Annotated in this window: 12 protein-coding genes; 2 read left to right on the top strand and 10 right to left on the bottom strand. The window is 74.0% G+C overall.

Going from position 1 to position 13,179, the window contains the following annotated elements; genetic code table 11:
• Positions 1 to 83: 83 nt before the first annotated feature.
• Positions 84 to 458: an RNA polymerase-binding protein RbpA gene (locus AB0N63_RS31390; RefSeq protein ID WP_009187548.1), complete on the top strand. Its 375-nt coding sequence runs from the start codon at positions 84 to 86 to the stop codon at positions 456 to 458.
• 125 nt (positions 459 to 583) lie between these two features.
• Here AB0N63_RS31390 and fxsA read toward each other — a convergent pair whose 3' ends face one another.
• From fxsA to AB0N63_RS31370, 4 genes are all read right to left on the bottom strand, one after another.
• Complete coding sequence (gene fxsA, locus AB0N63_RS31385) at positions 584 to 1,147, bottom strand: FxsA family membrane protein (protein WP_365534328.1); 564 nt, start codon at positions 1,145 to 1,147, stop codon at positions 584 to 586.
• A gap of 41 nt (positions 1,148 to 1,188) precedes the next feature.
• Complete coding sequence (locus AB0N63_RS31380) at positions 1,189 to 1,998, bottom strand: polyprenol monophosphomannose synthase (RefSeq protein ID WP_365534326.1); 810 nt, start codon at positions 1,996 to 1,998, stop codon at positions 1,189 to 1,191.
• Between the two features lie 545 nt (positions 1,999 to 2,543).
• Positions 2,544 to 4,148 carry an amidohydrolase gene (locus tag AB0N63_RS31375; protein ID WP_365534324.1) on the bottom strand — a complete coding sequence of 535 codons (1,605 nt, stop codon included), beginning with the start codon at positions 4,146 to 4,148 and terminating at the stop codon, positions 2,544 to 2,546.
• Between the two features lie 113 nt (positions 4,149 to 4,261).
• Positions 4,262 to 4,702 carry an Lrp/AsnC family transcriptional regulator gene (locus AB0N63_RS31370; protein ID WP_019983923.1) on the bottom strand — a complete coding sequence of 147 codons (441 nt, stop codon included), beginning with the start codon at positions 4,700 to 4,702 and terminating at the stop codon, positions 4,262 to 4,264.
• A 269-nt stretch (positions 4,703 to 4,971) separates the two neighbouring features.
• Here AB0N63_RS31370 and AB0N63_RS31365 point away from each other — a divergent pair, with 269 nt between their 5' ends.
• Positions 4,972 to 5,409: a hypothetical protein gene (locus AB0N63_RS31365; RefSeq protein WP_365534321.1), complete on the top strand. Its 438-nt coding sequence runs from the start codon at positions 4,972 to 4,974 to the stop codon at positions 5,407 to 5,409.
• Positions 5,410 to 5,802: 393 nt separating this feature from the next.
• Here the strand turns inward: AB0N63_RS31365 and AB0N63_RS31360 are convergent, their stop codons facing one another.
• The 6 genes from AB0N63_RS31360 to AB0N63_RS31335 form a co-directional block, all read right to left on the bottom strand.
• Entirely contained in the window at positions 5,803 to 6,975 is a 1,173-nt protein-coding gene (locus AB0N63_RS31360; protein ID WP_365534318.1) for an acyl-CoA dehydrogenase family protein, read from the bottom strand.
• Between the two features lie 745 nt (positions 6,976 to 7,720).
• Positions 7,721 to 8,341 (bottom strand): TetR/AcrR family transcriptional regulator, encoded by a 621-nt coding sequence (locus tag AB0N63_RS31355; protein WP_365534392.1) that lies wholly within the window; start codon positions 8,339 to 8,341, stop codon positions 7,721 to 7,723.
• A 141-nt stretch (positions 8,342 to 8,482) separates the two neighbouring features.
• Positions 8,483 to 8,632: an SCO1431 family membrane protein gene (locus tag AB0N63_RS31350; protein WP_019983919.1), complete on the bottom strand. Its 150-nt coding sequence runs from the start codon at positions 8,630 to 8,632 to the stop codon at positions 8,483 to 8,485.
• Between the two features lie 166 nt (positions 8,633 to 8,798).
• The gene (locus tag AB0N63_RS31345; protein WP_365534315.1) at positions 8,799 to 10,196 is read right to left on the bottom strand and encodes a peptidase C39 family protein; all 1,398 of its coding nucleotides are present in this window, start codon (positions 10,194 to 10,196) and stop codon (positions 8,799 to 8,801) included.
• A gap of 309 nt (positions 10,197 to 10,505) precedes the next feature.
• Positions 10,506 to 11,960 carry an amino acid permease gene (locus AB0N63_RS31340; RefSeq protein ID WP_365534390.1) on the bottom strand — a complete coding sequence of 485 codons (1,455 nt, stop codon included), beginning with the start codon at positions 11,958 to 11,960 and terminating at the stop codon, positions 10,506 to 10,508.
• A gap of 212 nt (positions 11,961 to 12,172) precedes the next feature.
• Positions 12,173 to 13,123 (bottom strand): hypothetical protein, encoded by a 951-nt coding sequence (locus tag AB0N63_RS31335; protein ID WP_365534313.1) that lies wholly within the window; start codon positions 13,121 to 13,123, stop codon positions 12,173 to 12,175.
• Positions 13,124 to 13,179: the final 56 nt, after the last annotated feature.

Genomic DNA, 13,179 nt, shown 5'->3' with positions numbered 1-13,179 from the left:
TCTTTACCGCCGACCGGACGTTGACCGGATGACGACGACAGCGACACCTGTCCTGTGGGCGACAAGCCCGGGAGGCACGATTCATGAGTGAGCGAGCTCTTCGCGGCACGCGCCTCGTGGTGACCAGCTACGAGACGGACCGCGGTATCGACTTGGCTCCGCGCCAGGCCGTGGAGTACGCATGCGAGAAGGGGCACCGGTTCGAGATGCCCTTCTCGGTCGAGGCGGAGATCCCGCCGGAGTGGGAGTGCAAGGTCTGCGGGGCCCCGGCACTCCTGGTGGATGGCGACGGTCCGGAGGAGAAGAAGGCCAAGCCGGCGCGTACGCACTGGGACATGCTGATGGAGCGGCGTACCCGCGAGGAGCTCGAAGAGGTCCTCGAGGAGCGTCTGGCCGTACTGCGGTCGGGCGCGATGAACATCGCCGTTCATCCTCGGGACAGCCGCAAGAGCGCGTAGTCCCCGTGGGGGCGCGGCCTGGGCCGCGATGCTCCCGAGAACCCGGAACGGGCGTCGTACGAGATCCCTCTCGTACGACGCCCGTTCCGTTTCGTCCGCGGCGGCACGGCGGACGGCCGGCCGCGTCAGCGGGTCAGCGGCGGGCGCTGTTCGCGGGACGCGCCGCCCGGCCGCTCGTCGTCCCGGATCACCTCGCCCTGGACGACCTTGCCGTCGGGGCGGTGGATGCGAACCCGCTGGAAGGCGTCGCCGAGGGTGCCGGGCGCGGCGGCGCGGAGCCTGCGCTCCACCGTGCGCTCCGTGAGGCGGCTGACGGACCGCTGGACGGGCGGGAGCAGCAGGAGGAGTCCGGCGACGTCCGAGAGCATGCCGGGGATGATCAGCAGCAGGCCGCCCAGCATCATCAGGCCGTTGCCCCCGCGGCGCGCCGAGGGGGCGTCGCCGCGCTGGAGGGCTTCGTTGAGGTTCTGGAAGGCGCGGCGGCCGGCCCGCTTGATGACCACGGCGCCGAGCACGATCCCGGCGAGCAGCAGCAGGAACACCGTGAAGCCGCCCGCCGCGCCCGCGACCAGGGTCAGCAGCCAGATCTCCAGCACCAGCCACGCCGCGAGGCCCAGCGGCAGATACCTGCGCAGCCGGGAACGCCGTGGCCGGACGGAGGAGGGAGAGGTCGGAGCGCCTGTCGTCATGCTTCCAGTGTGCCTGGGAGCTGCTCAGTGCCGGATAAGGGCTAGGCCCGTTCGTCCTCGGGCTTGGCGGCGCGGCCGGTGAGCTTGGTCACCCGCTCCCCCACGCCCCAGGTGGTGACCCGCCACAGCGCCTCGACGAGGATGTCGCGGCTCATCTTGGAGTCGCCCAGCTCGCGCTCCACGAAGGTGATGGGGACCTCGACCACGTGGTAGCCGGCCTTCACGGCGCGGCGGGCCAGGTCGACCTGGAAGCAGTAGCCCTGCGAGGCGACCTCGTCCAGGCCCAGGCCCTCCAGGGTCCCCCGGCGGAAGGCGCGGTAGCCGCCGGTGATGTCCCGCAGCGGCAGGTCCAGGGCCAGACGCGAGTACAGGCTGCCGCCGCGGGAGATGAACTCGCGGCCCTTCGGCCAGTTCACCACGCGCCCGCCGGGCACCCAGCGGGAGCCGAGCACCAGGTCGGCGCCCTTGAGGGCGGTCAGCAGCCGGGGCAGTTCCTCGGGCTGGTGGGAGCCGTCGGCGTCCATCTCGACCAGCACGCCGTAGTCGCGCTCCAGGCCCCAGCGGAAGCCCGCGAGGTAGGCGGCGCCGAGTCCTTCCTTGCCCTTGCGGTGCAGCACGTGCACCTGCTCGTCCTCGGCGGCCAGCTCGTCGGCGAGCTTGCCGGTGCCGTCGGGGCTGTTGTCGTCGGCCACGAGGACATGTGCCTCGGGGACGGCCTCGCGCACCCGGCCCACGATCGTCTTGATGTTCTCCGCCTCGTTGTAGGTCGGAATGATCACCAACGCCGTGCCGAGCGGACCGAACCGCCTCTCCTGGGCTCCCGCCGCGGGGGTGCCGTCGCCGTGGTTCACTACTGCCCCTTCATGTCCGTACGCAGAGGTCCACCATAGTGGCCGCGGCCTGGGGGGATGCGACACGACGTGCGTACTGTGACGCAACCGCCGGGAAGCCTCCCGGAGAGCGCCCGGGCGGGTGTGCCGCGGGTGCCGTCGTGCAGCGGATGGGGGCCCGACGCCCTTCGGGCCGACCTGGGACCCGCTGGCTGCGGATCGGCCTGAAGCCGTTGTCTACTGAGCGACCGGGCCCCACCCGGGTCACACCCTGCCGACCGTCCGGAACGTGCCCCCGCCGACGCGGTCGCTGAGCCTGGCTGCCAGCGACGGTGACCCGGTGCGGCACACCGTCCCTGACCCAGCGGCGCTGCGACGCGGGTGCGGACGTCCCGCGGCCGGGCGTCCGGTGGTGGACCCGGCAGAACCTACCGGCCCCGCGCCGCCGCCTGTCAAACAGGCCACCGGGCCGTCCCGGCGGCCCCGCCGCCCCGCCGACGCCCGTGGACACGCAGGTCGTGCGACGGGAAACGGGGTGCCGGTCGCGGTCGCACGGGGTCAGGAGATCACTCGCCCGGCCGTACGAAGACGGTCCGGCCGCCCACCACGGTCCGCAGACAGACGGGCAGGTCACGGCCCGGGCCGAGGTCGGGCAGGCCGGGCGTGCCTGAGCGCGGGTCGGTCGACCAGCGCGCCACCCGGTCGTCGGGGGCCTGGACGACGAGTTCGCCGGTGCGCCACACGGCGTAGTCGGCGGGCGCGCCGGGCACCAGGACGCCCGCGTCGTCCCGGCCGACGGCCCGCCAGCCGCCGCGGGTGTGCGCGGTGAAGGCGGCGCGGACGGAGATCCGGTGCTCGGGGGTGCGGTGGAAGGCGGCGGCCCGGACGGCGCCCCACGGGTCGAGCGGGGTGACGGGGCTGTCGGAGCCGAAGGCGAGCGGGACGCCGGCGCGCAGCAGCGCCGCGAAGGGGTTGAGCGTACGGGCCCGCTCGACGCCCAGGCGCTGCGCGTACATGCCGTCCTCGCCGCCCCACAGCGCGTCGAAGGCGGGCTGCACGGAGGCGGTGAGGCCCAGCTCGGCGAAGGCGGCGACGGTGTCCGCGGTGAGCATCTCGGCGTGCTCGACGCGGTGCCGGGCGGCGCGGACGCGGGCCAGGCCGACCTTCTCGGCGGCGGCGCGCACCCCCTCGACCACGGCGGTGACGGCGGCGTCGCCGATGGCGTGGAAACCGGCCTGCAGGCCCGCCTCGGTGCAGGCGACGACATGGGCGGCGACGGCGGCGGCGTCCAGGTAGGCGGTGCCGGTGTGGTCCGCGTCGGCGTACGGCGTGTGCAGGCAGGCGGTGTGCGAGCCGATGGAGCCGTCGGCGAACAGGTCGCCGGCGGCGCCCACCGCGCCCAGCTCGCGCGCCTTGTCGACGTCCTGCTCGGCCCAGTAGCCGACGACGCGGGGGCCCGGTTCCGCGGCGGCGAGGCGCAGCAGGCCGGTGAAGTCGTCCTCCGAGGAGATGTCCGGCCCGCCGCACTCGTGTACGGAGCCGACCCCCAGGGACGCCGCGCGGGCGAGCGCGGCGCGCTGCGCCTCGGTGCGCTGCGCGGCCGTGACGGCGCCGAACGCGGCGGCGCGCACGGCGTGGTGCGCGGCGCCCGTCAGCGGGCCGTCGGCGGTGCCGAGGTCGCCGGGCGCCAGGTCGAGCAGGGCGGTGCTGACGACCGCGGAATGGACGTCGATCCGGCTGAGGTAGAGCGGGCGGCCGCCGGTGGCCTCGTCCAGTTCGGCACGTGTCGGGGGGCGGCCGCCGGGCCAGCGGGCGGCGTCCCAGCCGTGGCCGAGCAGGACGCGGTCGTCCGGGCGGGCGGCGGCGAACTCCCGCACCCGGGCGAGGGCCGCCTCCAGGGAGGGGGCGCCGGACAGGTCGAGTCCGGTGAGGGCGAGGCCGGTGGCGGTGGTGTGCACATGGGCGTCGGTGAACGCCGGGGTGACCAGGGCTCCGTCCAGGTCGATCACCTCGTCCACCCCGTCGGCGAACGCGTCGGCCGCGCCCTCCGAGCCGACCCAGGCGACGTGCCCCGCCTCGACGACCATCGCGGTGGCGAACGGGTCGGCGGGGCTGTGGACCTCGCCGCGGCGGAGAAGGACGGTCTGCGGTTCGGCGGTGCGCTCACTCATGCCCACCAGTCTCGCGCGTGCGCCCGCGAGGCCCGCACGCAGGTCGCCCACGCGGGCGCGGAGGGCCGCGGCGGGCGACGCGACGGGGGCGGGCGCCGTGGGCCCGGGGGCCGTCAGATGCGGGGCGGGCGGGACTCGTACGGCGTGGAGAGGACCACCGTCGTGCGGGTCGAGACGCCGGCCAGGGAGCGGACCCGGGCCAGCAGCTCCTCCAGTTCGTGCGGGGTGGCCACACGCACCTTGAGGATGTAGTTCTCGTCGCCGGCCACGCTGTGGCACGCCTCGATCTCCGGGACGCCCGCGAGCCGGTCCGCGATGTCGTCGGGGGCGCTGGGGTCGAAGGGTTTGACCGAGATGAAGGCGGTCATGGGCAGCCCCACGGCCTCGGGGTCGACGACCGCGGCGTAGCCGCGGATGACGCCACGCTGCTCCAGCCGCCGCACCCGCTGGTGCACGGCAGACGTGGACAGGCCCGTGGCCTTGCCCAGGTCGGTGTAGCTCATCCGCCCGTCCTTGACGAGCAGCTGCACGATCTGTCGGTCCAGCTCCTCCATGGCGCAAGAACCTACAGTGCCGTTGATCTCCTCGGATACCTCGGCGGCGCAGGTCATGCCCGCGCGCGCCGGGGCGGGCGGCGGCGGGCCGGTGCGCGCGGGGGGACAAAACAGTCGCGTCGGGCACGCGCAGGCGTCATGTGACCAACACCACATCCCAGTGGCGCGCTCCGTGATGTTCTCGTGATTACCTCAGAGACCGGACGGGAAGTGCTTGCTGTGGTCGAGGCCGCAGTGCCTTCACGGCCCAGCCTTAGGGGGAGAAACCCATGCAGAGTCTCAAGCGCCCTGGTCGATCCGCGCCCAGGCGGCAGCAGCCGAATGTCGAGTCCCAGCCGGAGGGCGTCGAACCCGACGACTTCGACGGTGAGGAACTCGACGCCTACGACACCTTCGAGATGTACCGGGTGATCTGCCCGGACTGTGCGCAGCCCATCGCCCTGCTGGCGGACGAGGAAGTCCTGCCCGAGCACGCGCTGTGCGCCTCGCCGTGGAACCCGTTCGGGCTCACGGTCTGCCCCGGCACGGGCCGCGGCGCCGGTGACGCCCGGCCCGCCGACGAGTCGGTGGAGCCCCAGGAGCAGGACGCCGCCCTGCTGTTGACGCTCCCCCAGGGGCTCGACTGGCGGACGCAGCCCTTCTCGCACGTCGGCGGCCCGGGCTCTCGCCCGATGCGCGTGCCGACGATGGGCCGCGACGCCGCCTGACGGCCGCCCGCGGCACCCGTACCCGCCCCGCCCGCACCACGGCACCCGTATGCCGCCGTGGTGCGGCGCGATCGCCGTGCCTGGGGCCGGCTGACCGTCCGCCGCCGGTCACGGGGACGGACGCCGCTGAACTGACGCCCGATTCCGGGGCCCGGTGACCTGTCCGTACGGCTCCGCGTTGCCCCAGCATGACCTCCATCGAGCCGGCGGGCGGGCGCTGGCGTCGCGTCCTGGTGCCGCCGCCGACGGTGCCGGTCCCGGCGGCGGCGACCGCGGACCCGCCGATCTACCGTGAGCTGGTGCGCCTCTGGAGCGACCGGGGCCGCACCCTGCCGGGGCGCCACGACCCGGAGTGGGTCCGGCTCGCGGCGCCGCTGCGAGCGCCGGCGCAGTTCAGCGGGTCTCGGGACCCGCGACGTGACGGGCGATGACCATGCGCTGGATCTGGTTGGTGCCCTCGACGATCTGGAGCACCTTGGCCTCCCGCATGTAGCGCTCGGCCGGGAAGTCGGCGGTGTAGCCGTAGCCGCCGAGGATCTGGACGGCGTCGACGGTCGCCTTCATCGCCGTGTCCGTGCAGAACAGCTTGGCCATGGCGGCCTCCCGCGCGAACGGCCGGCCGGCGTCACGCAGGCGCGCCGCCGTCAGGTACAGCGCGCGTCCCGCCTCGATCTGGGTCGCCATGTCGGCGAGCATGAAGCGCAGCCCCTGGAAGTCGGCGATCGGCCGGCCGAACTGCCGCCGCTCGGTGGCGTAGGCCGTCGCCTCGTCGAGGGCGGCCTGGGCGACGCCGATCGCGCAGGCCGCGATGCCGAGGCGGCCGGAGTCGAGCGCGGACAGGGCGATGGCGAAGCCCTGACCCTCCTCGCCGATGCGCCGGTCGTCGCCGACCCGTACGCCGTCGAGGTGGATCTGCGCGGTGGGCGAGCCCTTGAGGCCCATCTTCTTCTCGGGCGCCGCGGCGGTCAGTCCCTCGGCGTCGCCTGGGACCAGGAAGGCGGTGATCCCCCGGGGGCCCTCGCCGCCGGTACGGGCCATCACCGTGTAGAAGTCGGCGATGCCGCCGTGGGTGATCCAGGACTTGGCGCCGGTGATCACCCAGTCGTCGCCGTCGCGCACGGCCTTGGTGCGCAGCGAGGCGGCGTCGGAGCCGGAGGCGGGCTCGGAGAGGGCGTACGCGCCGAGCAGGCCGCCGCCCAGCATCGCGGGCAGGTGTTCCACCTGCTGCGCCTTGGTGCCGTAGGTGGCGAGGGCGTAGGAGGCGAGGGTGTGCACGCTGAGACCGAGGCCCACGGTGAGGCGGGCCGCGGCCAGTTCCTCCAGGACCTGGAGGTAGACCTCGTAGGGCTGGTCGCCGCCGCCGTACTCGGAGTCGTAGGGCAGGCCGAGCAGTCCGGAGCGGGACAGGAGAGTGAAGACCTCACGCGGGAAGCGTCCGGCGTCCTCCTCCTCGGCCGCCTTCGGGGCGATCTCCTGGTGCGCGATGTCGCGGACGAGTGAGATCAGGTCCCGGGCCTCTTCCGTGGGCAGTTGCCGGTCCACCGGCTGCGGGGCGCGGTCGGGCATGGCGACGCTCTCCTCCCTGTCGGGCACTGGCGGACAGCGCCTTCTTGGGGCGGCTCCGCCGGATGTTGCTCGGCCCGCTCGATGCTCGCCCTCCCGGGTCTCGGAAGCGGCTGACCAGCGGCTGTGCGCTGTGAGTATGCCCGATCGCAGGCACGGAGTCACCGGTTAACGAGCGCTTACTTCAAGAAAGATTAGCCGCCTTTTCCCGGGGTCGCACGGGAGCCGGGAGAGCGCCCGATCCGGCCGCTTCCGTCCCCACCTGCCGGACGCCGTGGGGAACGACGCCCGGCAGGGCGCGCTACGGCGATCCCGGCGGGCCGCCCGCCCGAACCCGCGCCGTGTCCGGGCGGGACTGGGCCGGGCGGCGGCCTAGCTCTCGGGGTCCGGACGCCCCTCGGGGCAGGTCGCCACCCCGGTCGTCCCGGCAGTCCGGGTGGCCGGGGCCGGAAGGCCGGGGGCCCGGGTCGGCTGAGGGGCGGGCGCGGGACCGGTGCAGACCGGGGCTCGGGGTGGCCGGTGCAGCCGGTCGCGGTCGCCTGGCAGCGGGCCGTCAGCCGTCGCTCGTGCCCGCGAAGCCGAGCGACCGCCCGAGTCGGCAGGCAGGACGGGGGCGGACGGCAAGACGGGCGGGCGTGTGGCAGCACGTCCCAGCGGACGGCGGGGGTTCCAGCGGGCCGCGGCGTGGCCGGCCCCGGGGCATGCGCTCCCGGCGGCTCATGGGCCGGCCGGGGCGGCGGGCCGCGGGTCAGACGTCCCGGCGGGCCGGAGGCGGGGCCGGGTGGGTGGGGTCCAGTTCCTCGACGGCGCGCAGGGCGCCGCCGAGGGTCTTGACCAGGAGGTCGCGCATCGTGTCGCGGGACAGTTCGGGGCGGGCGATCCAGTCCAGGGTGGCGCCCTCGACGCCGCACACCCACGCGATCAGGCCCATGCGGGCCGTCGCCGTGACGGCGGTGCGCCCGTAGGCGCCCTCGGCGATGGTCGCGACGATCGCCTCGCGCACGCCGTCGCGGACTGCCTGCACCTCGGTGTCGAAGCCGACGCCGCCGCTGACGATGGTGCGGTAGGCGGCCTGGTTGTGCTCGGCGTAGCGCAGGTAGCCGTCGATGGTGCGGTGCACCCGCTCCACGGCCGGCAGTTCCTGGCCGCTCGCCGCGAAGGTCACCAGTTCGGCGACCGAGTCCTCGATGATCGCGAGGTAGTAGCCGCGCTTGGAGCGGAAGTAGTAGTAGATCAGCCCCTTGGCGACCTGGGCCTGCCGGGCGATGTCGTCCATGGACAGGGCGTCGTAGGACGTGTCGGCGAACAACCGCCGCCCGACGGCTATGAGTTCGGCGCGGCGGGTCGCGGACCGCTGGGTGCCGCGCACCCGGCCGGGGGCCGGTGCGGGCCGGGGAGAGCCGAGCGTGCGGGGAGGGGCGGTCTCGCGCTGCTGACTCGTCTTCAATTCGGCCCCGGTCTCCCACTGCGGTCGGACCACCGCAGTATGGCAGGTCCGGGATGGGTCAGGTCACAGCAGACCGAGCTGGGTGACGAGCATCGCGATCACCACGACGAGGGTCCAGCCGAGGACGTGCTCCAGGATCTTCGGGCCGTCGTCGTCCTGGGGGCCGCCGGTGCGGACGCGGGGCGGGGCGGCGGTGGCCGAGTGCGCGGTCATGGTCTCTCACAGGGTTTCGACGTGCTGCCGGGACTCCCCCGCCGCGGAACGTCTCCCCTCGCCCCGCCGTCCACCTTGCCACTCCTCCGGGCGCCGGCGGCCGAGAGCTTGCTCACAGGCCGGTCCCGGGGGCCGGCCCGCACCGGGCCGCGCGCCGCCGGTCCGGTCAGCGCACGCCCACCGCCGCCAGCGCCCGGACCTGCTGGGGCGTGGGGAACGCCGGGAAGTACAGGTAGCAGACACCGCCGCTGCCCGAGGCGACCCGGCCCGAGGCGTTGTAGCGCTTGGTGCGCAGCCAGATGTTCTCGAACTCACGGCGGGCGTACACGCGCCGTACCGCGTCGTCGCTCGGCGAGGCCGGGTCGTTGGCGATCACGTCGCCGTCCGCCGTGAAGCCGATGACCGTCATCAGATGACCCGAGGTGCCGTACCCGGCGCCGGTCAGCTCCGTCTTCAGGAACGACTGCGAGGTGACGGCCGGGATCCCGGCCGCGACCAGCGTCTCCAGGTCGGTGAGCGAGCCGAGCCGGGTGACCACGCCCTGGAGGTCCTTGAAGGTCGCCGCGTAGGCCGCGTTGAAGGGCCAGTTGCCGCAGCCGGTGTACTGGTGGTCGTAGGTGGAGCGGGCCGCGTGGCAGACCTGCGGGTCGGCGTAGGACGGGTCCACCCAGGAGAGCTGCTCGAAGGTCAGCTTGCCGCCCCAGTACTCGATGATCATCTGCGAGGAGGTAGGGCTGCACCAGGCCTCGCCGCCGTTGTCGTACTGGGGGTACTGGCCGGCGTGGATCTCCTGCGAGTAGCGCGGCACGGCCAGTTCCCGGGCCGGGCCGGCGGGCGCGGTGGCCGGGACGGTGAAGCGGTCGGGGACGTCCGAGCCCATGGCGCCGACCCGCCGGACCAGGGGGGTGAGCCGGGTGCCGGGGCGCCGGTAGAGGGTCAGGCGCAGCCGGTACGCGGCCAGCCGGAGCCCGGAGGCCGGGTCGTCGATCGCGAGGGTGTCCGTCCAGACGGTGCTGCGGCCGTCGCTCTGGTCGTCCACGGAGGTCCGCTTGATGTCCTGGTCCCCGGCGGCCCAGCGGCCCATCACGTACCAGGGGGTGTCCGTGCCGTCGGAGTAGGTACCGCGCAGTTCGACCTGGAGCCAGGTGCCGGCCGGGGTGTCCGCGTTCCAGGAGGCGATCGCCTCGGTGGCCGGGACGGGCAGCCGGTGCAGAGGACCGGTCCAGGTGGCGTACTCCCAGCGGGCGGTGGCGCCCGTGTGCGGGTCGGTGTAGTCGGTGCTGCCCGCCGGGGCGGCGATCTCCAGGGCGGGGCGCGCGCCGGCCAGCGCTCGGGTGCCCCGGAAAGCTCCCTCGTGCCAGTCGGCGTACGTCGTCCAGGCGCGGTAGTCGACCGGGCGGGTCGGGTCGTGCCGGCCGTGGTGGGCCGGGGCGGTGGGGCCGCGGTGGGCGTCCGCGGCGGCGGCCGGGGCGGCGGCGCCGGCGGCGAGCGTGGGGCCTGCGACGGCGGCGGCCACCGCGGCGGTCAGCACGGTTCTGCGGGACGGCTGTTCGGATCTGCTCATGGGTGGGGAACCCCCGGGTGTCCGAGTCGGGGCGGATGGGCGGTCCGTGCACGGCGCTGCGCCCACTATGGCCGCGGCGGCCCGCTCCTGCCAGCACTACGGCGCACGCCACGCCCACCAATATTGGTCTCGACCACTGGCGTGACCAGCGGATGTGTCCGGCTGTGTCCCCGCCCGGCCGCCCCGTCCCCGGTCCGTGGCCGGGGACGGAGACCGGGGACGGGGCGGCCGGTCCGAGCTTGGGGGACCAGGGCAGTCCCGGCCGGAACGGTGCTGTCCGGACGCTCTCCCGGCCCCGGCCTCGGGGCCTCAGATGAGGTCCATCGCCGCGACCTCGTCCGGGCGGCCGTAGCTCACCGGTCCCTGGAAGCGGCGGCGGGCGGTGGCGAACCACCAGACGGTGGCCACCAGCAGGACGACGGCGAGGGCGATGGGCGCGTAGTTGAAGGAGTCGACGGTCAGCGGCGCGGCCTGCGGCAGCATGAACAGCACGCTGCTCAGCGCGATCCAGGTGACCGCGACCACGCCGACCGGCCGGCCCCAGCGCCCGAGGTTCCACGGGCCCGGCCGGAACTCGTCGCCGAGCCGCAGCCTCAGCAGGATCGGGACGGCGTAGGCGAGGAAGAGCCCGACGACGTTGACGCTGACGATGGCGGTGAACGCCGTGTGCGACCACCAGCCGGGCAGGACCAGGGCGAGCGAGCAGGCCACCGCGAGCCAGACCGCCTTGACCGGGGTGCGGGTGTGCGGGGAGACCGAGTGCCACCAGCGGGAACCGGGCATGGCGCCGTCCCGGGAGAAGGCGAAGATCTGCCGGGTGTTGCTGGTGAGGTTGGCCAGGCCGCAGAAGAGCATCGCACCGATGACGATCAGCAGGAGCGCCTTGGCGGTGGCCTGGCCGAGGGCGTCGATGAGGATCTGGACGGGGGGCGCGTCCGCGCTCGCCTGCCGGTCGTAGTCGCCGATGCCGGTGACGAGGGCGAGCATGAGGACCAGTCCGGTGAGCGCGGACCAGCCGATGGCGCGGGTGATGCCCTTGGGTGCGTTGACGGTGGCGCGGACCGTTTCCTCGGACATGTGGAAGCTGCCGTCGAAGCCGGTGAAAGTCCAGCTGGTGACCAGCAGTCCGAGCATGCCGCCGTAAAGGCCGCTGGTGAAACCGGTGTTGTTCGCGAAATGCGTGACGAAGGAGACCGGCCGGTGCTGGTCGGGCACGGCGACGAGGGTGGTCACGATCACCACCAGCCCGATCAGCAGCCACCACACGGAGATCCGGTTGAGCACGGCGACGAGTTGGACGGCGCGGGTGTTGGCCAGGCCCTGGAGCACGATGATCAGAGCGGTGATCAGCACCGTCTGGTGTGCGGTGGGCCGGTACGAGGACCACTGGAGGGCGAGGAACGCCTGGATGAAGGTGGCCGCGGCGTAGCCGGTGGCGGCGGTGCCGCCGATCTGGCCGACGAAGTTGAGCCAGCCGGTGAACCAGGACCAGGCTCCCTTGTGCCGCTTGGCGAGTTTCCCGGCGGAGAAATAGAGCGCGCCGCTCGTCGGATAGGCGGAGGCGACTTCCGCCATGGCCGCGCCGACGAACAGCACCATCACGGAGACGCCTATCCAGCCGAACACGAGGACGCGCGGGCCGCCCGCGTTCATTCCGAATCCGAAGGACGAGAAAATGCCGGACAAGACATTGATGATGGTGAAGGAGATCGCGAAATTGTCGAAGGCCTTGAAACGCCGGGTGAGTTTCCTCGGATAGCCCATGGCGTGCAGGGTGGCGTCGTCGTCGAGCGGGTTCACCTCCGCCCCGCCGCGGGCCCGGTGGGTTCCGGTGCTCCTGACACGCTGGGCCGTTCTGCGTGGTGACACGGCGGGGCCTTCCTCTCGGTGAGTGGCTGGTTCGGGTGGGGTCTCCCCGGCGGGCGGCACCGGCGCCGGGCGGTCTCGAGGACTCGGGGACCCGGGGGCTCAGGGGCTCAGGGGGGCACCGGCAGACCGCAGGCGCGCCGGGCCCGGGAGAGTTGCTCGACGGGGTCGCCGAAGACGCTCCACGGCATGCGGGAGGCGTAGGGGCCCATGGCGGTGAGGGCCGCCCGGGCCTCTGGTTCGCGCCGGGACATGACCAGGGCGTGGGCGAGGTAGGCCAGGTCGAGCACCGGGGTGAAGCGGTATCCGGCCACGGTCGGCAGCCAGTCGCGGTGGACGGCGAGGGCCGTGGAGCGCCACTGCGGCTGCTCCCAGACCCGGTCGGCCAGCAGTCGCGCGGGGTCGAAGCTCTCCACCAGGGCGACCAGCGGCAGCAGCCGCAGCGCGGAGTCGGTGGGCGCGCGCTGCGCCAGGAAGGCGGCGACGTCCCAGGCCGCGTTGACCGAACCGCCGTGGCGGGCGAAGAAGAAGGCGAGGAAGCGGTGGTGGGCCTCGCGGTGCCAGGGGTCGAGGGACAGGACGTGCGCGAACAGCCGCCAGGGTCCCGGCGGCGCCGTGAGCAGGCCGCGCGGGGCCGGGTCGCGCAGCCGGTGCAGCCGGGCCATGGCCAGCTTGGCGACCCAGGGCGTGGGGTCCGCGGGGTCGGCCGCCGAGGCCCGGTCGCAGGCCGACAGCGCTATCCGCTCCAGTGGTTCGGCCCGGTCGTCGCGGGCGTCTGCGGCGCGAAGCGCCCGGAGCACCGCGACTCTCGCCCACAGCAGAGCGGCCTCGGGCACGGGCTCCTCGGCCAGCCAGCGTTCGGCGAGGTCGGAGTCGGCGGCCTCGGAGGCCAGCACCAGGGAGCGGTGGGCGCGCAGGGCGTGGTCGCCGCGGGTCTCGGCGAGGGCGGTCCGCGCGCGGGCCCAGCGGCCGGCCCGGACGTCGACGCAGACGCTCGCGAGCGTCCGGTCGTCCGCCGCCGGATGCCAGACGTACTGCCCTTCGAACAACCCGGCGGCCATCTTCCCCCGTCCGTTCCCGTACGGCACCTCATGGTTGCACCACCGGCACTTTACTC

Source organism: Streptomyces sp. NPDC093260 (assembly GCF_040683715.1).
GTDB lineage: Bacteria > Actinomycetota > Actinomycetes > Streptomycetales > Streptomycetaceae > Streptomyces > Streptomyces sennicomposti.
Note: the sequence above shows the minus strand (reverse complement) of the source record. Positions and strands in the feature narration are given on the sequence as shown.